Source organism: bacterium, assembly GCA_026708055.1.
GTDB lineage: Bacteria > Actinomycetota > Acidimicrobiia > Acidimicrobiales > CATQHL01 > VXNF01.
On record JAPOVS010000040.1, the window covers coordinates 114,011 to 135,678 of the forward strand.

Genomic DNA, 21,668 nt, shown 5'->3' on the forward strand with positions numbered 1-21,668 from the left:
GCCGCCGGAGGCGCCGCTCACCCGTAACGAACCCGACCCCGCATGCTGTTCCCCACCTTCACCTTCGCCCTCTTCTTCGTCGTGGTGCTGACGGTGGGATGGTTCGTGCCGGGGCGGCGCGCCTGGTGGAAGCTGTTCATGCTGGCCGCCAGCTACTTCTTCTACGCCTACTGGGACGCCCGCTTCGTGGGTCTCATCGCGGCCTCCACGGTGCTGAACCAGACGGCCGCGGTGTGGCTGGCCCGCCTGCAGCACCCCGGCGCCCGGCGCGCCGTCGTGAGCGTGGCGGTGGGGGCGAACCTGGCCTCGCTGGGGTTCTTCAAGTACGCCGGCTTCTTCGTGGACAGCGCCGAGAGCGCCCTGGAGGGCCTCGGGATCGCCGCCGACCTGCCGCTGCTGAACATCATCCTGCCGGTGGGGATCTCGTTCTTCACCTTCCAGGCCATCAGCTACACCCTCGACGTCTACCGGGGCGACGCCGAGCCGGCCAGACCACTGGACTTCGCCGTCTACCTGGCCTTCTTCCCCCAACTCGTGGCCGGACCGATCGTGCGCGCCCACGAGTTGATCCCCCAACTGGACGAGCCGAGGATCCTCCGCCACACCGACTTCACGCGGGCCACCGTCCTCATCGCCGCGGGCCTGTTCAAGAAGATGGTGGTGGCGACCTATCTCGCCGAGGCGTTGGTGGACGACGTGTTCGCCTTTCCCGAGCGCTTCAGCTCCGTGGAGGTGCTGCTTGGGGTCTACGGCTACGCCATCCAGATCTACGCCGACTTCAGCGGCTACACCGACATCGCCATCGGCGTGGCGCTGCTGCTGGGCATCCGGCTGCCCGACAACTTCAACCAGCCCTACCGGGCGGCGTCGATCCAGGACTTCTGGCGGCGCTGGCACATGTCGCTGTCCCGCTGGCTGCGGGACTACCTGTACATCCCCCTCGGCGGCAACCGGGGCGGCGAGTGGCGCCGGGACCGCAACCTGCTGCTGACTATGCTGCTCGGGGGTCTGTGGCATGGCGCCGCCTGGACGTTCGTGCTGTGGGGGGTGTTCCACGGTCTCGGCCTGCTCGTCGAGCGGCGTCTGGGGCTGCGCCTGCCCGGGATCGTGGCCCGGCTGATCACGTTCCACTTCGTCTGCTTCGGCTGGATCCTCTTCCGGGCCGAGTCGCTGGGCGCAGCCGGGGGCGTGCTGGCCCGGCTGTTCAGCGCCTGGGCGGTCGAGCCGAGCCGACTCGCGTGGGTCGTCCCGGCGCTGATCGCCGCCGCGCTGGCGACCCAGTTCTGGCCGAGGACCGCCACCGGGCCCGCGCTCCGGGCGGCCAGCCACCTGCCAGTACTCGTCGTGGCGCTGGCCTTCGCCTTCTGGCTCGTCGTGCTCGAACAGTTCGGCCCCGAGGGCGTGGCGCCCTTCATCTACTTCCAGTTCTGAGCCATGGCACGCCGTCCACCCCCCGACTCGACCCCACCGCCCCCGCAAGGGCCACCGCAGGCGGGCCGGCGTCGGGCGCCCCGGAGCCCGCTGACGCCGCAGGGGGCTCCCCCCGAGGACCGGCCCCCCTGGCCGCCCATCCGGCCCCTGGCCGGGGACGGGCCGCGGCCCGACCGCCGCCGGCCGCTGCGTCCCCGCCAGATCATCGTGGCGGTGCTGGTGGCGCTGGGGGTCGGGGCGCTGCTGGGATCCGGCGCCCTCGTGGGGCTCGCCGAGCGCCAACCCCTCGGCACCCAACGCGACGTCGCCCTGGGTACCGCCAAGGTCGTCGACCGCCTGGCCCACGGCCTCTCGCTCAACCGTCCCGCCGAGCGGCTCGCCGAGGCGCTCGACGGCGAGGAGCAGGTGTACGACGTCGAGGCGCTGATCGCACGCGCCCGGGCGACCACGCCGACCACCACCGAGCCCCCGCAACCGGTCGCCGAGGACCCGGAGGTCGACGAGCCGACACCTCCACCCGCCGAGCCGGAACAGATCCCCGACCGGGACCCGGCGGCGGCCACCGAACCCGACCCCGACGAGGGTCCGCCCGCTGACGGGATCATCGCGCCGATCGAGGGGCTGGACTGCGTCCCGCCCGATCCGAGCGACGGCGCCGGTCCCGGCGAGGGCGCGGGCGCAGACGGATCCGGCGACGGCATCGAACCCTCCGACGCGAACGCGGCGCCGGGCGCAGCCACCGAGGTCCCGCCTGCGCCCGCGGATCCGGCCGCCGCGGCCGATCCGGCGGCCGGCGAGGACGGCGCGGGATCCGCCGATCGGGTGGAATGCCCGCCCGGCTACGTCGCCGCCGGCCCCGACGGGACACCCCTCGCCGCGGAGACCGCCGGGGCGGCGCAAGACGGAGCCGGCGCGGACGCCGACCCCGGGGAGGAGGCGCCGGCGGAGGTTGCGTTCGACGCCCCCCGCATCCCCGGCGAGGAGGACCCCCTGGAGATGTACGTGGGCGGCGACTCCATCAGCCGCGACCTGGGCGAGGGGCTGGCCCGGGTCACACCTGCAAGCGTCGTGCGGATCGATCTGGATCCGCGACCGGCAACCGGGCTGTCGCGCCCGGACTTCTTCGACTGGTCCCAGCATCTGGCCGGCGTGCTCACCGAGAGCCGACCGGATGTGATCGTGGTGCTCTTCGGAGCCAACGACTTCCAGAACGTGGAGCACGAGGGTCAGATCCTGGACCGGTTCGGCGACGAGTGGCTGGACCTCTACCGCCAGCGCGTCGACCGCATCATGATCCTGTTGAGCCAGCCCGACACCCAGACGATCTGGGTCGGCCAGCCGCCGGTCCGCGAGACTCGGCTGTCCGGCGGCCTGGAGCGTCTCAACACGGTCTACACCGAGGTGGCCGCTCTGCACCCCCAGGTCACGTACCTCGATACGTGGGCGCTCTTCAGCAACGACGAAGGCGGCTATGTCGACGAGATCGACGGCACCCGGCTGCGGCGCGAGGACGGCGTCCACCTCACCGTCGAAGGCGGGAATCGTCTGGCCGAGGCGGTGTGGGACATGATCGCGCCCGCCTGGGGGCTCGGCTGAGAGCCGGAGCCGTTCGGCGAAGCAGACGAGGGGGTCAGCTAAGGTTCGGCCATGGCCGACACTCTCGTGTACCACAACCCCGGTTGAGGCTCCTCCCGCACCACTCTCGAGCTTTTGCGGGAGCGGGACGTCGAGTTCGACGTCGTTCAATACCTCAAGAATCCCCTCGACCGTGCCGGCCTGGAGTCCCTGCTGGCGATCCTCGAGAACGAGCCGACCGAGTTGGTGCGGCGGGACAAGTACTTCAGCGACCTGGGCCTGAGCGACGAGGACGCCGGCGACGCCACCCAAGTGGTGGAACTGCTGGTGGCGCACCCCCGGCTCATGCAGCGCCCGGTCGTGGTGCGCGGCGGGCGGGCGATCATCAGCCGGCCCCCGAGCACCGTCCTCGAGCTGCTCTGAAGGCCCCGCCCGTCGGCGCCCTCGAACCGCCCAGAATGCGGGCCCGGCGGTTACGCGGGTGACTCTCCCCACACTGGTCGTCGAGGATCTGCACACCTCGTTCGCCACCGACCGGGGTGGTCTGAAGGCGGTCGACGGCGTCTCGTTCAGCGTGCCGCAAGGCCGGACGCTGGGCGTCGTGGGCGAGTCCGGCTCCGGAAAGTCGGCCACCGCGCGCTCGATCATGAACCTCCTGCCACCGGGCACCTCGACGAGCACCGGGCGGATCCTGCTGGGCGGGCGCGATGTGCGCGACCTGCCCCGCGCCGAGGCGCGGCGCGTCTGGGGCACCGAGGCCGCCATGATCTTCCAGGACCCCATGAACTCGCTGAACCCGGTGATGCAGGTGGGCCGGCAGATCGGCGAGGGGCTCCGTTACCACCGAAGGCTCCCGCGCGAGGCGGCCATGCGCAGGGCCCGGGAGCTGCTGGAGCAGGTCGGCATCGCCGATCCGGACCGGCGGCTGCGGGAGTATCCCCACCAGCTCTCCGGCGGGATGCGCCAGCGTGTCATGATCGCCATGGCCCTGGCCTGCGAGCCGAAGCTGCTGATCGCGGATGAGCCCACCACAGCGCTCGACGTGACGGTGCAGAAGCAGATCCTGGACCTGCTGGACCGCCTGCGGCTGGAGCACAGCATGGCGATGATCCTCATCACCCACGACCTCGGCGTGGTGGCGGGGCGGGCCGACGAGGTCGCCGTGATGTACGCCGGGCGGATCGTGGAGAAGGCGCCCACGCTGCGGCTCTTCACGGCGATGCGCCATCCCTACACGAAGGCCCTGTTCGAGTCGATCCCCAAGATCGCCAGCCCCAGCCACACACGCCTGCGGGTCATCGGTGGGCGCCCACCCGACCTGGCCGCCCTGCCGCCCGGCTGCGCGTTCGCCCCGCGCTGCAGGCATGCCCAGGCCCGCTGCCTCAGCGAATCGCCCGCCCTCTCCGGCGCCGGCGACGACGAGCACCGCTTCGCCTGCTTCTACCCGTCCGGAACCAGCGACGGCGAGGCCGCCTCGGCCGCCAACCAAGCCGCCGGGCGGACCGCCGCGGGCCTGCAGCTGACCGAGCCGGGCCCCGTGCCGGCGGGAGCCGGCTGATGGCCGGCGTCGGCACGGACCACCTGCGGCCGCCCGCCGACGTGCTGCTGCAGGTCACCGAACTCGAAGTGGACTTTCCGGCAGGCCGGGGTCACCGGGTGCACGCCGTCAGCGGCGTGAGCTTCGACGTGGCCACCGGCGAGACGCTGGGGCTCGTCGGCGAGTCGGGTTGCGGCAAGTCCTCGACGGCTCGCGCCATTCTGCAACTTCCCCGCCCCACGTCGGGCAGCGTCGTCTTCGACGGGGCGGAACTCACGACGTTGCGGGGTGAGGATCTCCGCCGGGTACGCACCGGCCTGCAGATGATCTTCCAGGATCCGATCGCCTCGCTGAACCCGCGCCGCCGCGTCGCCGACATCGTGCGGGAGGGCCTGGACATCTGGCCCGAGGCCTCCGAGCAGGCCGCCGAGCGGGTGCGCACCGCCCTGTCCGACGTCGGCATGGACTTCGAGGAGGCCGGCAACCGCCGCCCGCACGAGTTCTCCGGCGGGCAGTGCCAGCGGATCTGCATCGCCCGGGCGCTGGCGCTGGAGCCCCGCGTGCTGATCTGCGACGAGCCGGTGTCTGCCCTCGACGTGTCGATCCAGGCGCAGATCCTGAATCTCCTGGAGGACCTGAAGGAGTTGTACGGCCTGACGATGCTGTTCATCGCCCACGATCTGGCCGTGGTGAAGAGCATCAGCGACCGGGTCTGCGTGATGTACCTGGGCCGGATCTGCGAGATCGGCCCGACCGACGCCATCTTCGACCGCCCTGCCCATCCCTACACGGAGGCTCTGCTGGCGTCGATACCGCAGTTGGATTCCGCAGCGGCCGAGGGGGGCGCGCTGCGCGGCGACCCCCCGTCTCCCTTCGAGGCGCCCTCGGGTTGCCGCTTCCGCACCCGCTGCGACCGGGCCACCGACCTCTGCGCCGAGCAGGTTCCCGAGCTGCGCCGGGCACCGTCGGGACAGTTCGTGGCCTGCCATTTCCCGCTGACCGGCGAACCGGCCCCCGCGGACCACCCGGCTGACGACGACGCAGCCGTCGGACACTCCATCACCCCCGCTTCCCCATAGCCGACAACGGAATGAAGATTCGGCGGATGGGCGAGCGCGAGTTCATCGCGCTCATGGCCGCACTCACCGCCAGCACCGCCCTGGGCGTTGACGTGATGCTGCCCGCACTCGGCGAGATCCGCGATGCCTTCGGGCTGCCGGCGGACTCCACGACCCTCTCCTGGACGGTGAGCCTCTACCTGCTGGGCTTGGGCTTCGCCCAACTCGTGTTCGGACCTCTCGCCGACCGGTTCGGCCGCAAGCCGACGCTGTATGCCGGGCTGGCCCTGTACGTGGCGGGAGCGGCCGGTGCCGCCCTGGCGCCCTCGCTGGGGTTCCTGCTGGCGAGCCGCCTCGTCTGGGGCTTCGGCGCCGCCTCCCCGCGGGTCATGGCTCTGACGATCACCCGTGACCGGTATGTGGGCGACCGCATGGCACGGGTGATGTCGCTGATCATCGCAGTGTTCCTGATCGCCCCGATCCTCGGGCCGGCGATGGGAGAGTTGCTGCTGCTGAGCGGGACGTGGCGGTGGGTGTTCGGCTTCTCCGTCGTGACTGCGGTGACGCTGAGCCTCTGGCTGTTCCGCCTCGACGAGACTCTCGACCCCGCCCACCGGCTGCCCCTCGACCTCGAGCGCCTCCGGGGGGCTTTCCGTACCATCGTCGGGACCCGCGTCACGCTGGGCTACGGCTTGGCCCTCACGTTCGAGTTGAGCGCGTTCACGGCCTTCCTGGCCAGTTTCGAGTTGCTACTCGACGACGTGTACGACCGCAGCGGGCAGTTCGCCCTGCTGTTCGGCGCCAGCGCGGCCGTCATGGCGATGACCGCGCTGGGCGGCGCCCGCACCATCGCCGCCGTGGGCTCGCAGACAGTGTTGCGGATGGCGATCGTCGCCCATGCGGTCGGGGGGTCGGCGCTGGTGGCAATCTCCCTGGCCGGAGGAGGCGCCCCATCGTTCTGGCTCTGGTACGTCGTGCTGACCGGATTGAACGCTCTCCACGTCGTGATCACTCCCATCTGCAACTCCCTGGCCATGGCCCCAATGGGCGAGATCGCCGGGACCGCCTCGGCGGTCATCGGTGCCGTCTCCCTCGTCGTCGCCTCCCTGCTCTCGTCGATCACCAACAACCTCATCGCGGGATCGGTGACGCCACTGTCGTTGGGGTATCTCTGCTACGGAGCGCTCGCCGGTGCGTGCATCTTCTGGGCCGGCCGGCAGGTCGCGCCGGCGCACCGAGCCGGTTAGCGTGCGCGCATGGATTTCTCGGGCAGGTCCGTCATCGTTACCGGGGCGAGCCGCGGCATCGGTGCCGCCATCGCCACCGAGTTGGGACGCAGGGGCGCCAACGTGGTTTGCGCCGCCCGTGCCAGCGCCGCCAACCCGCTGCGGCTGCCCGGCACGGTCGACGAGACGGCCCGGGCGGTCGACGAGGCCGGCGGTGTGGGGCTGGCGGTGCCGTGCGACCTGAGCAGCGACGACGACATCGAGCGCCTCATCACCGTCACCACCGAACGCTTCGGACGGTTGGACATGCTGGTCAACAACGCCGCAGTCAGCTTCGGCGGCGACCTGGACATCCCGCTGCGACGCTTCGAGGTGCTCATGCGGATCAACGTGCGGGCGCCGCTGCTTGCCACCCGCCTGGCCCGCCCGTACCTGGCGGCTGCGCCCGGCGGCGGGCGCATCCTCAACGTGGGCTCGGTGACGGCCACCGGGTACTTCCCCACCATGCTCACCTACGGCATGTCCAAGGCGGCGCTCGAGCACCTCACCGTCACCTCCGCGGCGGTGCTGGCACCCGACGGCATCGCCGTCAACTGCTACCGGATCGACGTCCAGGTGGCCTCGGAGGGGTACGTCATGAACGCGCCCGACGCCGACCACTCGACCTGGGCCGAGGTCGCCACCGCTGCCGACGGGGCGGTCTGGATGCTGTCGCAGCCCACCGACTGGACGGGACGGGTCGTGCCGATGCTGGCGCTGGCCGACGTGGTGCCCTCCATCGCCCGCCTGGGCCAGGATCCGTTCACCCCCACCGGGCGCTGGACGATGGCGGGGGCTCTCGGGGAGGCGCTCGACCCCTGAGCCGGCCCGGGGACCGCTAGTCCGCCGGCACCACCACCGGCACGATCATGGGGCGGCGCTGGGAGCGGTTGGCCACGAGGGTTCCGGCGGTGCGGCGCACCACGCGACGCACCTCCGCGGCGGCGGCGTCCGGCTCGGCGCGCAGGAAGTCCCCCACCGTCTCGGCCAGCTCGCCCTCCATCTCCACCTCCAAGGGGTCGGCGTCGGCTTCGTCGAGCCAGCCCCGGCTGGTGACCCGCGGCGCGCCGAGGAGGGCAGCCGCCTCGAAGTCCACCACCACCGTGGCGACCACGACACCCTGGTTGCCCAGAATGCGCCGCTCCCCCAGCACGCCGCGGTCGGGCCCGCTGAACGGCCCGTGCACCAGCACGTGGTCGCCTGCGCTCACGCCGGCCTCCACCCGCAGGCCGGCGTCGCTGAGGACCAACTGGTCGCCGTCGAGCGCCACGAGCACCCGCTCGGCGGGCATGCCCAGCCGGCGCGCCAGGGCGGCGTGCGCCCGCAGGTGGCGCAGCTCGCCGTGCACGGGGACGAACCACTCCGGCGACGCCGCCTGGTGCAGCGCCGCCAGCTCGTCCTGGCGACCGTGGCCGGAGGTGTGGATCTCGATCTCCCCGGAGTGCACCACCCGGGCCCCGCGCTCGATGAGGTCGTTGATCATGCGGCTGACCCGGACCTCGTTGCCCGGGATGGGGTTGGAACTCAACACGACGGTGTCGGCGGGTCCGATCCGGATCCAGCGGCTGTCGCCGGCGGCTGCCGACGCCAGCGAGGAGCGCTCCTCGGCCTGCGACCCCGTGGAGATGACGCACAACTCGCCGGATGCCATGCCGGCGGTCTCGGCGATGTCCACGAAGGCGCTGTCGGGTCCCCGCAGCAGCCCCAACTCCCGGCCCAACGCCACGTTCTTCTTCATCGACAGCCCCAACGTGGCCACGCGCCGGCCGTCGGCAATCGCGGCGCTGACGATCTGCTGCACGCGGTGCAGGTGGCTGGAGAAGCACGCCGTCAGGATGCGGCGCCCTGCGTTGGCGGCGAAGACTCCCGCCAGCACCGGGCCGATGTCGCTCTCGGAGCGTGAACTGCCGGGCTGCTCGGCGTTGGTGGAGTCGGCCAGCAGCAGGCGCACCCCCGGGTCCTGGGAGATGGCGCCGATGCGGGCGAGGTCGGTGCGACGCCCGTCGACGGGGAAGAAGTCCAGCTTGAAGTCACAGGAGTGCAGCAGCACCCCCTGCGGCGTGCCGATGGCGGTGATCACGCCCCCGGGCACCGAGTGGGTGACCGGCACGAACTCGCAGTCGAACGGCCCGATTCGCCGCCTCTCCCCGTCGGCGACGGGGATCAGGCGCGCCCGGTCGCCGTAGCCGGCCTCGACGATCCGCCGGCGGGCCAGCCCCAGGGTGAAGGGCGTGCCGTAGACGTCGCAGGACAGCCGGTCGAACAGGTGGCTCAGCGCCCCCACGTGGTCCTCGTGGCCGTGGGTGGCGATGCAGCCCACGATCCGCTCGGACCGCTCGAACACGTAGGAGAGATCGGGCAGGACCGAGTCCACACCGGGCCGATCCTCGCCCGCGAACATCTGCCCGCAGTCCAGCAGCAGCAGGGCTTCGCCGGTTTCGATGGCCGCGCAGTTGCGGCCGATGTCGCCCAGGCCGCCGAGGAAGGTGACCCGTACCTCTTCAGCCAAAGCCGAGTTCCCGGCCCAGGCGAGTGGTCGCCAGCGTGGCCCTGGCGTCGTCGGCCAGGCCCGCCGGCTCGGCAGCCATCGGGGGACGGCACGGTCCGGCCGGGCGGCCCAGCACCCGCAGGAGCGCCTTGGTGGGGATGGGGTTGGGAGCGGCGAGACCGGTCTCGTAGTCGAACGACGGGCCCATCGAAGCGTTGATCTCCCGGGCGGCTGCGGTGTCGCCGCGCTCCCACGCCGCGAACATGTCCAGGTGCTCGGCTGCGGTCCAGTGCGTGGCCACGCCGATCACACCGACCGCCCCGACCGCCAGCAACGGCAGGGTGAGGGCGTCGTCGCCGCTGTAGACCTCGAAACCCTCCGGGGCCGCGGCGATGAGACGCCCGGTCTCGGCGGGGTCGCCGGCGGCGTCCTTGATGCCGGCCATGTTCTCGGTGTCGTGCGCCAGCGACAGCAGCGTGGCGGTGTCCACCTTGCGGCCGGTGCGCACGGGGATGTCGTAGATGATCACAGGCAGGTGGGTGGATTCGATGATGGTCCGGAAGTGGTCGTACAGGCCGGCCTGCGGAGGGCGGTTGTAGTACGGGGCGACCGACAGGATGCCGGCGGCGCCCACCGCGGTGGCCCGCTCGGTCAACTCGACGGCGGCGGCCGTGTCGTTGCTGCCGGCGCCGGCCAGGACCGGCACGTCGACGGCGTCGGTGACCGCCGCGATCAGGTCGATCTGCTCGTCGTGGCTGAGGGTGGGCGACTCGCCGGTGGTGCCCGCCACGACCAGCCCCTCGTTGCCGCAGGCCACCAACCAGCGAGCCAGCTCGGCGGCGCCGTCGAGATCCAGGTCGCCGGCGTCGCTGAACGGGGTGACCATGGCGCAGATGACGCGACCGAAGCGCGGCGAGGGATGGCCGTGGTGTGCCATGGCGCCGAGGCTACCTGTCGCCGGCGGCAGGTGCGTTCGGGGCCGCGAGGCTCAGCGGAAGTCCCGGGAGGCCGGAGCCCGGCTGACCGGGAGCGCTTCGAGCCTCTCGGCGACGACGTTCAGCACCCCCTCGGAGTGCTCGAGGCGTCCCCGGATAAGCATCGCCGGGGCTCCGGTGGCCACCTTGCGGTGGTGCTGCCAGCAGCCCCGGGAAACGACCACGTTGATCAGCCCGGTCTCGTCCTCGAGGCTCAGGAAGGTGACGCCCCCGGCCGTGGCGGGACGCTGGCGATGCGTCACCACTCCCCCCACGAGCACCCGCTCGCCGTCGCCGCGGCTCCTCAGGTCCGCCGCCGTCACCACGCCGGCGTCGGCGAGCCGGTCCCGGATGAAGCGGGTGGGGTGGCCGTCGGGCGCCACGCCGGTGGCCCAGAGATCGGCCCGGGCAACCTCCGCCGGTGACATCGCCGGCAGCGGGGGCGCCTCGGTGCCGCCGACGACCCCGGGCAACTGGTCGGCCGTCTCCTGGGCCAAGGCCCCCGCCGTCCACAACCCCGAGCGGCGATCGATGCCGAAGCAGCCGAAGGTCCCCGAGATCGCGAGCCCCTCCAGCGCTGCGGCCGAGATGGTCGGCACCCGGCGGCGCAGGTCCGCCACCGAGTCATAGGGCCGGCCAGCGTCGATCTCCGCGGCCAGCTCCTCGCCGACCCCCCGCACATAGTCGAGACCCAGCCGCACCGCCCAGCCGCCGGTGGAGTCCTCCTCCCGCTCCAGGCCGGCGGTCGCCGCCGAGGCGTTGAGATCGGGGGTGCGCACCACGACCCCGTGGCGGCGGGCGTCGCCGACCAGGGTGTGGGGCGACCAGAACCCCATGGGCTGTGCCCGCAGCAGGGCGGCGCAGAAGGCCGCCGGGTAGTGGTACTTGATCCACGACGAGGCGTAGACGAGGTACGAGAACGACACGGCGTGGCTCTCGGGGAAGCCGTAGTTGGCGAAGGCGTCCAGCTTCCGCCAGATCTGCTCGCCGACCTCGTCGTCGATGCCATTGGCCGCCATGCCCTCGAAGAACCGGCCCTTCAGTTGCTCCAGACGCTGGTGGCTGCGCTTCGAGCCGATCGCCTGGCGGAGCCGGTCGGCCTCGGCTGCGCTGAAGCCCGCCACGTCGATGGCGATCTGCATGAGCTGCTCTTGGAAGAGCGGCACCCCGAGGGTCTTGGCGAGCGCCCCCTCCAGCAGCGGATGCGGGTAGGTGACCGCCTCGGCGCCGTTGCGGCGCCGGATGTAGGGGTGGACCGAGCCGCCCTGGATGGGGCCGGGCCGGATGAGGGCCACCTCGACGACGAGGTCGTAGAAGCAGCGGGGCTTCAACCGGGGCAGCGTGGCCATCTGGGCGCGCGACTCCACCTGAAACACACCGATGGTGTCGGCGGCGCAGAGCATCTCGTAGACCTCGGGCTCCTGGGGCAGGGCGGCGAGATCGACCTCGATGCCATCGGAAGCGGCGACGAGGTCGATGGCGTACCGCAGCGCCGACAGCATCCCGAGCCCCAGCAGGTCGAATTTCACCAGCCCCACCGCGGCGCAGTCGTCCTTGTCCCACTGCAGGACGCTGCGGTCCTGCTTGCGCGCCCACTCCACGGGACACACCTCGATGACGGGCCGGTCACAGATCACCATTCCGCCGGAGTGGATCCCCAGATGGCGGGGGAAGTGCTCGATCTCGGTGGCCAGTTCGAGCACCGGCGCGGGGACGGGGCTCTCGGGATCAGCCGCCTCGGCGGCGAGACCTCGCCGATGGTCGATCAGCTTGGAGAGGGAATCCTGGTGCCCTGCCCCGTGGCCCAGGGCCCGGGCCGCATCACGGACCGCCGAGCGAGGACGGTAGGTGATGACGTTGGCCACCTGGGCGCAGTTGTGGCGCCCGTAGCGGTCGTAGACGTACTGGATGACCTCCTCGCGGCGGTCGCTCTCGATGTCGATGTCGATGTCGGGCGGCTCGTCGCGCTCGGAGGACAGGAACCGCTCGAACAGCAGGTCCAGCGAGACGGCGTCCACGTTGGTGATGCCGAGGGCGTAACACACCGCCGAGTTGGCGGCCGAGCCGCGCCCCTGGCAGAGGATCCCGGACCGCCGGCAGAACTCCACGATGTCCCACACCACCAGGAAGTAGCCGGGGAACCCGAGCGCCTCGATGACATCGAGTTCCCGGTCGAGTTGCGCCCAGGCGCCCCCCACCCGCTCGGCGGTGCGCGCCCCGTAGTGGCGTGCGCCCCCCTCGGCGACCAGACGGCGCAGGTAGACCATCTCGTCGAGGCCCTCGGGGCAGGGATAGGGCGGCAGATCGGGGGCGACGAGCTGCAGATCGAAGGCACACTGGCGCCCCAGTTCCGCGGCCGTCTCGACGGCTCCCGGCCAGCGGGCGAAGCGTGCCGCCTGCTCGGCGCCGGAGCGCAGATGCCGACCGGCCGGGGGGAGCCAGCCGTCGATCTCGTCGAGGCTGCGACGGGCCCGCAGCGCGGCCAGCGCGGCGGCGAGCCGCTGCCGGTCCACCGAGTGGTGGTGCACGTTGCCGGTGGCGACGAGGGAGAGGTTGGCCCTGGCGGCCAGAGCGGCAAGAGCGTCGTTGCGCACCGAATCGCCGGGCAGACCGTGATCCCACAGCTCGACGGCCACGTTGTCCGGACCGAAGTCTGCGGTGAGCCGATCCAGTGCCCGGCGGGCTGCGGGCATGCCCCCGTCCGCCAGGGCCCGCGGCACCGACCCCTTGCGGCAGCCGGTGAGGATCAGCCAGTGGTCGCCGGTGCCCGCTCCGCCGAGGGTGACGAGGCGCTGGTAGTCGATCCGGGGCGCATTCTTGGCCCCTGCCAGCTGGCCCTCGCTGATGGCTCGCGCCAGCAGCGCGTAGCCGCGGGGATCGCGGGCCAGCACCAGCAGGTGGACGCCGTCGGGGTCGGGCACCCCGGCGCGCTCGGGATCCTTCCGGCGGCGCCGTGCCGGAGAGGCCGCCTGCGAGGAGGCCCCCTGCGACCGGAGCGCCTGCGGGATGGCCGCCTGCGAAGGGGGTGCCTCCAGGGCCAGCGTGAGTTCGGCGCCGAAGACCGTCGGGAGCCCGAGCGCTCCGGCCGCCTCGGCGAAACGGACGATGCCGTAGAAGCCGTTGTGATCGCAGATGGCGAGTGCCTCGAGCCCGAGCCGGACCGCCTCGGCGGCTAGTTCCTCGGGGTGGGAGGCCCCGTCGAGGAAGGAGAAGTTGGAGTGGCAGTGCAGTTCCGCGTAGCGGACCGGGCCCCGGCATCGCTGGAGATCGGCCGGCGGCAGGTACGCCCGCCGCTTGCGTGACCATGCCGGGCTGTCGTTCCCGTCGCCCGCCCAAGTGTCGGCGGGGCGGCCGGCGGGTGTCCGGTCCGAGAAGGGCCGGTCCGAGAGTAGGCGCTCGATGCCGCTCCAGGGCACACGGGGATTGTTCCAATCCATCCCTGTACCGTATACGAATACATGTTCGTATACCAAGCGGGTGCAGCGCCGCTGGCGACATCGGGTGACGACGTGGCCACGGGCGGCGGTCACAAGCAGAGACGTGGCCACGGGCGACGACCGCGCGCACCGGCCTGCGGTCACCGTGGCTGCTGTGCCGGGGCGATGGCGGATCCGGTCCGCCGCCGGGCCGGTCAGTCCCACACGGCGGTCACCCCCCAGTGACCCCGCTCGAGGGTCACGAGGCAGGCCGAACCGTCGCCGGTGAGGATCTGGAGGCGGGCACGGCGGCGATGCCGGGCGCCGTCCCACCAACGCTCGTTGCTGGGCCAGGGACCGGCCCAGGCGACCACCGCCGTCGGAGTCCGGCCGTCGATCACCAGCCGGGACGGCGCCGCCGAGAGCGATCCCCGACCGGTGACCCGCACCGGGGCATCCGCCGCATCGTGGAGTTCGGCGGCCCACGGGACCGGCAGCAGGCGCGCCGGCGACGGGGCCGGCAGCCGGCCGGGCCAGGGGCGGTCGTCATCGGCGAGCCGGCGGTCACGGAGATCGACGGTGACCGCCGGCACCAGGGCGAATTGCTCGTCAGGGTGACGGCCGCCGCGCCGGTCCGGAACCCGGACCGCTTCGGGGCCGAGGCGACCGCAGAGGTGGGCGGCGACCCGGACCGCCCGCTCATCGGCCTCGGCCTCGCCGCCCCAGAAACCCATCTGGCGACTCCGGGCCGGGGTGACCTCGTCGCCGGTGAGCGCCAGCCGGACGATCCCGCCGCCCTGCCGGGAGCCACCGGAAACAGCCGGGCCGTCGGAGCCGGTGGGGCGACTGTCGGAGCCGAGCCGGGAACCGTCGAGGAACCAGCGCACCCGGTCGGCGATGTCGGTCGCCGACAGGCCCCCTTCGTGACGCCAGAGCCGCACGAGGCTCTCACCCTCACTGGTCTCGACCTCGACGGCGATCCGCACACACGACATCCCCGCCTTCTCGAGGCGCCGCCGCAGTTGCCCGGCCAGGGCGCGGGCGCAGAAGGCCAGTTGGTCCAGGCGGTCGGCGGGCGGGTCGAACTCGGTGCTCACCGACCAGTCGGGGGGAGGCGCCCGGAGGGCGAGAGGCCGCTCGTCGCTCCCGGCGGCAAGGCACTGGGCATGCCGGCCCTCGGTGCCGAAGCGGGCCAGGACGTCAGCCGCAGGCAGGCCGGCGAAGGCACCGAGGGTGCCGATGCCCAGGCGGACCAGCACGTCGGTCAGTTGGGGGTTGCCCAGCAGCCGCACCGGCAGGGGTGCCAGGAACGCGGCGCTCCCTGCCAGCTCGACGATGCAGGTCGGATCCGCCACTTCCGCGGCCACCGCCGCGGTGAAGGGACCGTCGGCGATGCCGACCCGCACCTCGGCGCGCCCCCCGAGGGCCTGCGTCACCCTTTCGAGGACCTTCCCGGCGAGGATCCCGTCACCGCCGAAATAGCGGGACGGCCCCCGGGCGGCGAAGGAACACATACCGGGGCACGACACCTCCAGGGCCGGGGTGACGTCGTCGAGGGCCGCGACGACCGGCTCGAAGGCGCGGGCCTCGGCGTCGAGGTCGCGCTCGCGCACCACCAGATCGACGCACCGGGCCGCCGCGGTCCGCAACCGGAGCCCCGGGACCACACCGCGGCTGCGAGCCTCCACCGAGGCCGCCACGACGCGGCCCGCCGCCACCACCACCATCGGCTCGGTGAGCGGGTATCCGAGAGCCACCACCGGCCAGTGGGCACAGCGGGCGACGAGTGTGCGGACCGGGGCGGTCACGCGACGATCGCCGAGGCTCCGGCGTCCGGATGCCCCGGGTCGGCCGGGTGCAGACCGGTGGAGTGCAACGGGACGGCGGTATCCGCCGCGGCGGGCTCCCACAGGGCCGGCGAACCGTCAGGATCGATCATGCAACCACCGCCGATCCCCCGACACCCGAATACCCCAGGTCGGCCGGCCCCTCATCGGCGGACCGCAGTGGGGCGGTCGCATCCCTCGCAACAGGGCCCAGCAGGACCGGCGCACCGTCCGGGCCCGGCAGCAGCAGGTCGACCGAACGTGGCCGGCCCGCCGCGCCACGACCCTGAACCTGCACCGATACGTGACGGGAACGCAGCAGACCCCAGCCGTCCTCCAGGCCGCACCAGCGCGACGACATGACCTGCAGGCGCACGTCCGCGTTGGGCGGCCCGCCAACCCTCCTACCCGGCGATCTCGCCCCGCCCGTCCACACGTCTGCGCCATGTCCCCTGCCCTCAGCGAGGCGGATCAGCACCGATCCCCGCTCCCGCAGCCGGGCCGCCAGCCGGCGGTGATCGGCCGCTCCGAGCCTGGTCTCCGAGCCCAGCAGCACGATGTCCACCGCACCCACCAGCGCGGCAACGGCCTCGAGGGCGGCACGGGGTTCGGGAGCGTCGACCATCAGGAGCCGTTCGAGCATCACCCCGGCCTCGACCGCGGCGGCGAGACCGAGGCCGGGATCCCCCACCACCGCAGTCCACGAGCCGGCTGCGGACGGACCCGCGGCAACGGCGAGAGCCAGAGAGGTGGCGCCCTCGCCGCCGGTGGCGATCACCCACCCTCTCTGCAGGGCTCCACCACCGAACAGATCCCGCAGCGGACCCAGCACCGGCAGGGTCCGCTCGCGGGCACCGGCGATCGGGGCGACCCTCTCACCGAGCAGCCGCAGATGATCCCGCCCACTGCGAGCCGGGCTCCCAACGGCGAGGTTCTCCGGGATGTTCTCCGGTCCGGGCATCCGACCAGTATCGAACATGTGTTCGTCTCTGGCAAATCCAGACCCGCATCGCTCTCCCCCACGGCCTCGGGGTCACTCCGGCCATCCCGCCCCACGTCATTCCGGCGGAGGCCGGAATCAATTCGGTGGCTGTCCGGGCGGGGGGACGCCGGTGTCGGTCAGGCTTGCTCCTACGTAATCGATCCGGACTTCGACTCCGGCATCCCCCACCCTCGCCCGGTCATCCCGGCGCAGGCCGGAATCAATGTTGGTGAGATCCGGCGGTTTCCCGCGCCGGTAGATGGAACTCAGCAGTTGGCCATTGCCCGGAGCGCATGGCACATCCGGAGGTGCCCGACCCCATCCAGTTGTCCGAGCCGCAGCGTGAGCACCGACTTCGGCACCGCGGCGAGATTGTCGAACGATACGACGCTGTCGCGGTCGATTCCCTCGTCCGGTCCGACGGGGACACAGGTCGGAATCGAGCGAATCGTGCTCGTCACCGGCGCCACGACCACGTTTTTGAGCACGGGGATCGCCTCGTCACGTGAGACGACCAACGCCGGGCGACGCTTCTGGTTGGGTGGCTCCATGAGCCACAGTTCGCCTTGGGCTACCACGGCTCGGCTTCGGTCATGGCGATCGCGTTGGCCATCGCCTGGGCGTCGTCATCGACTGTTTGCGGCTGCGCCCGGTACGAGTCGGCGATGGCCTTGCCGATGCGCGCTCGCTCGACCGACTCGGCGAGATGCTCGACCGCCCGGCGGATCACCGCCGAGCGCGTGTCGCCGACGCCCGCAGCGACGAGACGGTCGATGGTCTCGATCTGCCGGGAACTGAATCGTGTCGGCACCGCAGTTGTTATACAAACAGTATACGGACATGGCCGGACTCTCCAGAATCATGTCAACGCCACGTCTCAGTTCCGTTGGATGGGGTTGGTGGACGGCGGGGGGTGGGCCCGGCGGAGGTGCTCAGGAGGTCGGAGTTCGGGTCGCCCGGCGGCCGGTGTGTGGACCTCGTAGTCGTGTTCGTGCACGAGGTCGTGGCAGGAGTAGCACAACAAGGCCAGGTTGGGGACGAGGGTGAGGCCGCCGTTACGCCAGAACTTGATGTGATGCCCCTCGGATTCCTCCACCGTCGCCCGGCAGCCGATGCAACCGCCGTCGCGGGCCGCCAGCAGCATGCGTTGGGCCTCGTTGGGATTGCGGCTGGTGCCGATGGCGATGTTCTGCCAGTTGGCGTCGAACAGCACCGGCATCACCCTGGCGTTCACCGCCAACTCTGCGGCCACCTCGACAGGGATCGGGGTGCCGTCGTCGAGCCGCGGGTTGAGCAAGTGGCCGCTGGCGTGGTCGTAGTCGGTGAGCACCAGCAGGCTGGTCTGCTGGCGGTTGCAGTCGCTGTGAGTGCCGAAGAGTTCAGCGACCACGTCGGCTGCCCGCTGGGGGTAGCTGTGCTCGGCGGAGCCGGGGCGGTTGCGCATAGCGCGCATGGCGGACTGGTAGATCTGGTGCAGACGCTTGCCGGTGATCGAGTCGAACTGCGCCGACAGGTGCCACATGCCGTCCTCGCCCTGGAACATGCGTGCCCGCCGCTCGTCACGCTGGGCGCGTAGTTCCTCGGCCACCGGGCCGGTGCCGTAGCGGTCGTCCTCGCCTTCCGAGCCTTCCGCGGAACCCGTCGCCGGCCTGTCGTGGATCACCATGTGGCGCGCCACCACGTCGGAGGGGTACACCCGGCCCAACTCCAGCAGATCCGCTTCCGAGCGGGCGTGCTCCTTGTACGCGGCGCGGGCAACCACACGGGCGTGGGACAGGGTGATCTCTCCCGCCGACAGTGCCGCCAGCGTCTCATCACGCCCCTCGGCGACCAGCGTGTACGCCATGCCCGCCTCGGCGCGTGCCTGAATCGCCGGCACACGGTTGTACTCACGCATCAACCAAGCAGCGGCCTCCCAGCCATTGCGCCGCCCCACCTCCGCCGCCACGGTCATCAACATGCCCTCGAGGCGGGCACGCGCCTCGCCCAAATCCACCATCAGGTCCAGCAACTCCCCCACCCGCACCGAGCCCACGTCCAGGGACCCGACACACACCGGGAGGCCGCAGCCACAATCGCCGCAGCCCACATAGCCGCTGTCGCCCACCGACGCAGACGAGCCCACGATGCCCAACTCGCCGCACGCCGCCGACTCCGCCACCGTCCGGGTCTGGGGATCCACCACCGCCACAGCCCGGGCTCGCTGCTGCAACTCCAGAGCCGCCGGATCAACAACCCGATTCTCCCCAACCGGAGGCTTCACGACCCCAGGTCCCTCGACAGGAGCTTGCAGGACTTCGTGGTCTCGGACGGATGTTTCGATCCCGGACTTCATGGTCTCTATTATACGGATATTCTCAGCAAAAGCAAACATTTGTGTGCCCGAATATTCGGAATTCTCCAGAGACCCGCCCGCGTGACCCCCCCCCCCCCGATACCGGTGACGGGTTCGGGACCCGGCAATAGTCGGCAGCCGCCGGGGCGACGGCCGGGCTACCGTGCCGGCTCTGGATTCCTGCCCGCGATCGAGTTGGGGACCGGCTCTGCGCAGGAACGACGTACTACGCCGGGCGACTCGGCGGCGAGACGGGCTCAATCCGGCGCGGTTGGAGCGGCGAGCGACGGCGGCTGCTCCTCAGGGAATCTCGCCGGAGACCGGGTCCACCTCCCCCTCAAGGGCGGTCTCGTCGACGAGGAGGGCGGCCCCTGGAGCGCAGCGGTGCCCGTCAGCGGCTGCTTCTCAGGAGGCCTCGCCGGGCACCGGGTCGGCGTCGCCCTCGAGCGCGGTCTCGTCGTCGGGGAGGGCGGCACGGTCGGGGCGGCGGGAGACGTGCCGCAGCACCAGCGGGTAGCCCACCACGGCAATGGCGGTGAAGATGAACCACTGCACCGCGTAGCCCAGATGCGGGCCGTCGCCGGGAGCCGGCAGCGCCACCATCACCGGATAGTCGCCCGGCGGCGGATCCTGGCTGGTCATCTGCACGTAGAAGGGGTGCACGGCGTAGTCCAGTTGGGCGGCGTACCGCTCGATGTCGGGCCGCGCCAGGCTCGCCAGGCGCCCCTCGGCCGGATCGGCCACACCCAGGCCCGCCCGCCGCTCGCTGAGGCGCACATGTCCCCGAACGGTCACCTCACCGTCGGGCACGGGCGCGGGTGGGCGCGCTGCCGGATCGCTGGAGGACTGCGGAACCCACCCCCGGTTGACGACGACGGCGGGACCCTCGGCGGGCACCAAAGGGGTCAGCAACCAAACACCGGGGAGACCACCCAGGGTGCGGTTGCGCACCGCCACCTCGTCGGCGGCGCGGTAACGCCCGGTCACTTCCACCACCCGGTACTCGACAGCCTCCACGCCGCCGGCAGCGACCTCAGAACTCAGCGCACCGGCCACCACCGCCGCCGCAGCCGTGCGCTCGGCCTGAAGGGTGTTCAGATCACGCCGCTCCTCCAACCGCCGCAACTGCCAGAACCCCAGGTTGAGCATCACCACGATCAACGCCAGCACCAGCACATGCGACACAACCCACCAGGGCCGAAGAAACCGCCGCATGCCCGCCAGTATGCCGGAGCGTCCGACGTCACTCCGGTCAAGTTGATGACCGCAGTCGTCACCCGCCGCCGCAATGTCCGCCTCGACCAGCGCCGGACCCCCCACCTAGCGCGGTGTGCCGCCTTGAGGCCGGATTTCATACCGGAATCCGTAGGGCAGTAACGGGTAGCCGAAGATTGTTGTCGCGATGCCACCCGATGAAGTCACGGAACGCGAAGCACTTCGACAGGCATTCGGGAACTGCGAGGCCTTCGCTGAGTTGCACGACCAGATGGCGAAGGATCAACCCCTCGACCATGTCCGTATTGGAAATCAGGCGGTGCACGGGTTCGGCGTTGCTCCGAACAGAGCAAGGCTGTTCGCCCGATCCTTCGCGGCGAGCGCCATCGCTGCGCAGTTGGCCAAGACTGATGATGAGGGAAGGTTGATTCTCCTGGGGGCTGGCAACGACGCGCAACCTGAGGATGGTGATCTGCCACACCAAGTGCCGATCATCGCGGAGGCAGACGACGCTCCGCCCACACAGACGGGGCGTCCGATCGACCGCGAGCCACCCAGTGCGCTGCGTCCAACGATTCGGCAGTCGTGGCCGATAGCCGGAGGTGAGATCATTCTGGAGGTCCGGTCCGAGGAGGCCCTACCCGCGACGGTCTTCGTCGCCATCGGCGAGGTGGTGATGAAGCTCGAGGAATTATCTTCGTCTCTGAGCCGGCCTGAAGGCTCAGAAGCCGCTGAGGGGGGCGGTGAATCGTAGCCGTGGCTACTTCGCCTACTCGCCGTCCGTGGCTCATCCACTTCTTCAGGCGCGCCTCCGCCGACGATGCAAGCGAATCGGTGCCGACTGTCCAATTCTTGGACGGGCTACCCCCCAAGGTCGCCGCCGAGATCCACGCTGTCCTCGACGCAGTCGCCGACGCGCCGCCACCGGCGTTCGCTGGCGGTGGGAAGTGGGAGGCCATGCACGGCGAAATGGCTGGCTTCTACGAGGTGCGGGTCCGAGGCGGCGGAATGAACCATCGCCTCTTCTGCCTGTTGATCCGTCACGCCGAGGACTTGGGCGGTTCCTCGATCGTCTGCCTGGGCGGGCTGTCCAAGCCACGCGGAGAACGGGCAAACCCGCGGGACTGCAGAAGAATCAAGATGTACCGCGAAGAGTTCGAGAGGCACCGCGAGGTCCTCAGCTAGCGCGGCTGTCCTCAAATGGCTCGGCTGTCAGTTCAAGTTCCAATGCCCCGGCAAGGGCAACAACGGTCGACAAGGTCGGATTGGGGGTTTCCGCGGAGAACAGCCGCCGAATCACCTCCGGGCGAAGATCTGCCCGACGAGCGAGTTCCGCCTTACTCAGCTTCAAGTTGCATCGACGCTGGTCCAGCGCGCGAATGATGGCATCGATCTGGTCGATGTTTCGTCGGGCCGCCGTATACGCGCGGTCGTAGGCCGGATCCGCTCGTCGGTCCCTGAGGTATCGCTCAGCCCCGGTGAGTTCGGACATTGCTTCAGGATAGCGTGACATAAGAGTTACGGCCTGTACCGATACGCGACCTCGTAGCGCCGTCCCGCGTCCCC

The 21,668-nt window shown here is 71.1% G+C and carries 19 protein-coding genes; 9 read left to right on the forward strand and 10 right to left on the reverse strand.

Features of this window, described 5'->3' with window-relative positions; translation table 11 throughout:
* Window positions 1-42: 42 nt before the first annotated feature.
* The 7 genes from OXG55_08510 (at window position 43) to OXG55_08540 (ending at window position 7,688) form a co-directional block, all read left to right on the forward strand.
* Complete coding sequence (locus OXG55_08510; GenBank protein ID MCY4103285.1) at window positions 43-1,431, forward strand: MBOAT family protein; 1,389 nt, start codon at window positions 43-45, stop codon at window positions 1,429-1,431.
* A 3-nt stretch (window positions 1,432-1,434) separates the two neighbouring features.
* Window positions 1,435-3,027, forward strand: a complete 1,593-nt coding sequence (locus tag OXG55_08515; protein MCY4103286.1) for a DUF459 domain-containing protein — start codon at window positions 1,435-1,437, stop codon at window positions 3,025-3,027.
* 114 nt (window positions 3,028-3,141) lie between these two features.
* A complete protein-coding gene (locus OXG55_08520; GenBank protein ID MCY4103287.1) occupies window positions 3,142-3,429 on the forward strand; it encodes an arsenate reductase in 288 nt (95 codons plus the stop codon).
* A 58-nt stretch (window positions 3,430-3,487) separates the two neighbouring features.
* Entirely contained in the window at window positions 3,488-4,564 is a 1,077-nt protein-coding gene (locus tag OXG55_08525; GenBank protein ID MCY4103288.1) for an ABC transporter ATP-binding protein, read from the forward strand.
* Window positions 4,564-5,622, forward strand: a complete 1,059-nt coding sequence (locus OXG55_08530; GenBank protein ID MCY4103289.1) for an ATP-binding cassette domain-containing protein — start codon at window positions 4,564-4,566, stop codon at window positions 5,620-5,622. The genes OXG55_08525 and OXG55_08530 overlap by 1 nt, the downstream gene beginning before the upstream one ends.
* A gap of 26 nt (window positions 5,623-5,648) precedes the next feature.
* Window positions 5,649-6,848 carry an MFS transporter gene (locus tag OXG55_08535; GenBank protein ID MCY4103290.1) on the forward strand — a complete coding sequence of 400 codons (1,200 nt, stop codon included), beginning with the start codon at window positions 5,649-5,651 and terminating at the stop codon, window positions 6,846-6,848.
* Window positions 6,849-6,857: 9 nt separating this feature from the next.
* Window positions 6,858-7,688: an SDR family NAD(P)-dependent oxidoreductase gene (locus tag OXG55_08540; GenBank protein ID MCY4103291.1), complete on the forward strand. Its 831-nt coding sequence runs from the start codon at window positions 6,858-6,860 to the stop codon at window positions 7,686-7,688.
* A 16-nt stretch (window positions 7,689-7,704) separates the two neighbouring features.
* Here the strand turns inward: OXG55_08540 and OXG55_08545 are convergent, their stop codons facing one another.
* From OXG55_08545 to OXG55_08585, 9 genes are all read right to left on the reverse strand, one after another.
* Window positions 7,705-9,375 carry a ribonuclease J gene (locus OXG55_08545; GenBank protein ID MCY4103292.1) on the reverse strand — a complete coding sequence of 557 codons (1,671 nt, stop codon included), beginning with the start codon at window positions 9,373-9,375 and terminating at the stop codon, window positions 7,705-7,707.
* Window positions 9,368-10,291, reverse strand: coding sequence for a 4-hydroxy-tetrahydrodipicolinate synthase (gene dapA / locus OXG55_08550; GenBank protein ID MCY4103293.1), 924 nt, complete (start codon window positions 10,289-10,291; stop codon window positions 9,368-9,370). Before dapA ends, OXG55_08545 begins: the two co-directional genes overlap by 8 nt.
* A gap of 51 nt (window positions 10,292-10,342) precedes the next feature.
* Window positions 10,343-13,765, reverse strand: a complete 3,423-nt coding sequence (locus OXG55_08555; GenBank protein ID MCY4103294.1) for an error-prone DNA polymerase — start codon at window positions 13,763-13,765, stop codon at window positions 10,343-10,345.
* 194 nt (window positions 13,766-13,959) lie between these two features.
* The gene (locus tag OXG55_08560) at window positions 13,960-15,552 is read right to left on the reverse strand and encodes a DNA polymerase Y family protein (protein MCY4103295.1); all 1,593 of its coding nucleotides are present in this window, start codon (window positions 15,550-15,552) and stop codon (window positions 13,960-13,962) included.
* Between the two features lie 127 nt (window positions 15,553-15,679).
* Window positions 15,680-16,549, reverse strand: a complete 870-nt coding sequence (locus OXG55_08565) for a hypothetical protein (GenBank protein MCY4103296.1) — start codon at window positions 16,547-16,549, stop codon at window positions 15,680-15,682.
* A gap of 269 nt (window positions 16,550-16,818) precedes the next feature.
* A complete protein-coding gene (locus OXG55_08570) occupies window positions 16,819-17,130 on the reverse strand; it encodes a type II toxin-antitoxin system PemK/MazF family toxin (protein ID MCY4103297.1) in 312 nt (103 codons plus the stop codon).
* The gene (locus OXG55_08575; GenBank protein MCY4103298.1) at window positions 17,124-17,363 is read right to left on the reverse strand and encodes a ribbon-helix-helix protein, CopG family; all 240 of its coding nucleotides are present in this window, start codon (window positions 17,361-17,363) and stop codon (window positions 17,124-17,126) included. Before OXG55_08575 ends, OXG55_08570 begins: the two co-directional genes overlap by 7 nt.
* A gap of 66 nt (window positions 17,364-17,429) precedes the next feature.
* The gene (locus OXG55_08580; GenBank protein MCY4103299.1) at window positions 17,430-18,815 is read right to left on the reverse strand and encodes an HNH endonuclease; all 1,386 of its coding nucleotides are present in this window, start codon (window positions 18,813-18,815) and stop codon (window positions 17,430-17,432) included.
* 477 nt (window positions 18,816-19,292) lie between these two features.
* A complete protein-coding gene (locus OXG55_08585) occupies window positions 19,293-20,102 on the reverse strand; it encodes an SURF1 family protein (GenBank protein ID MCY4103300.1) in 810 nt (269 codons plus the stop codon).
* A gap of 187 nt (window positions 20,103-20,289) precedes the next feature.
* Between OXG55_08585 and OXG55_08590 the strand changes: the two genes are divergently transcribed.
* The gene (locus OXG55_08590) at window positions 20,290-20,856 is read left to right on the forward strand and encodes a hypothetical protein (protein ID MCY4103301.1); all 567 of its coding nucleotides are present in this window, start codon (window positions 20,290-20,292) and stop codon (window positions 20,854-20,856) included.
* Between the two features lie 80 nt (window positions 20,857-20,936).
* Window positions 20,937-21,287, forward strand: coding sequence for a hypothetical protein (locus OXG55_08595; GenBank protein ID MCY4103302.1), 351 nt, complete (start codon window positions 20,937-20,939; stop codon window positions 21,285-21,287).
* On the opposite strand, the gene OXG55_08600 is transcribed toward OXG55_08595, so the two are convergent.
* Window positions 21,280-21,594, reverse strand: coding sequence for a helix-turn-helix domain-containing protein (locus OXG55_08600; protein ID MCY4103303.1), 315 nt, complete (start codon window positions 21,592-21,594; stop codon window positions 21,280-21,282). The two genes, OXG55_08595 and OXG55_08600, sit on opposite strands and share 8 nt — an antisense overlap.
* Between the last annotated feature and the right edge of the window lie 74 nt (window positions 21,595-21,668).

What these genes read in the sequence shown, in the direction of transcription:
- OXG55_08510 (MCY4103285.1), top strand. Translation starts at nt 43, where the DNA reads ATGCTGTTCCCCACCTTCACCTTCGCCCTCTTCTTCGTCGTGGTGCTG.
- OXG55_08515 (MCY4103286.1), top strand. Translation starts at nt 1,435, where the DNA reads ATGGCACGCCGTCCACCCCCCGACTCGACCCCACCGCCCCCGCAAGGG.
- OXG55_08530 (MCY4103289.1), top strand. Translation starts at nt 4,564, where the DNA reads ATGGCCGGCGTCGGCACGGACCACCTGCGGCCGCCCGCCGACGTGCTG.
- OXG55_08535 (MCY4103290.1), top strand. Translation starts at nt 5,649, where the DNA reads ATGGGCGAGCGCGAGTTCATCGCGCTCATGGCCGCACTCACCGCCAGC.
- OXG55_08540 (MCY4103291.1), top strand. Translation starts at nt 6,858, where the DNA reads ATGGATTTCTCGGGCAGGTCCGTCATCGTTACCGGGGCGAGCCGCGGC.
- dapA (MCY4103293.1), bottom strand. Translation starts at nt 10,291, where the DNA reads ATGGCACACCACGGCCATCCCTCGCCGCGCTTCGGTCGCGTCATCTGC.
- OXG55_08555 (MCY4103294.1), bottom strand. Translation starts at nt 13,765, where the DNA reads ATGGATTGGAACAATCCCCGTGTGCCCTGGAGCGGCATCGAGCGCCTA.
- OXG55_08565 (MCY4103296.1), bottom strand. Translation starts at nt 16,549, where the DNA reads ATGTTCGATACTGGTCGGATGCCCGGACCGGAGAACATCCCGGAGAAC.
- OXG55_08585 (MCY4103300.1), bottom strand. Translation starts at nt 20,102, where the DNA reads ATGCGGCGGTTTCTTCGGCCCTGGTGGGTTGTGTCGCATGTGCTGGTG.
- OXG55_08590 (MCY4103301.1), top strand. Translation starts at nt 20,290, where the DNA reads ATGCCACCCGATGAAGTCACGGAACGCGAAGCACTTCGACAGGCATTC.
- OXG55_08600 (MCY4103303.1), bottom strand. Translation starts at nt 21,594, where the DNA reads ATGTCCGAACTCACCGGGGCTGAGCGATACCTCAGGGACCGACGAGCG.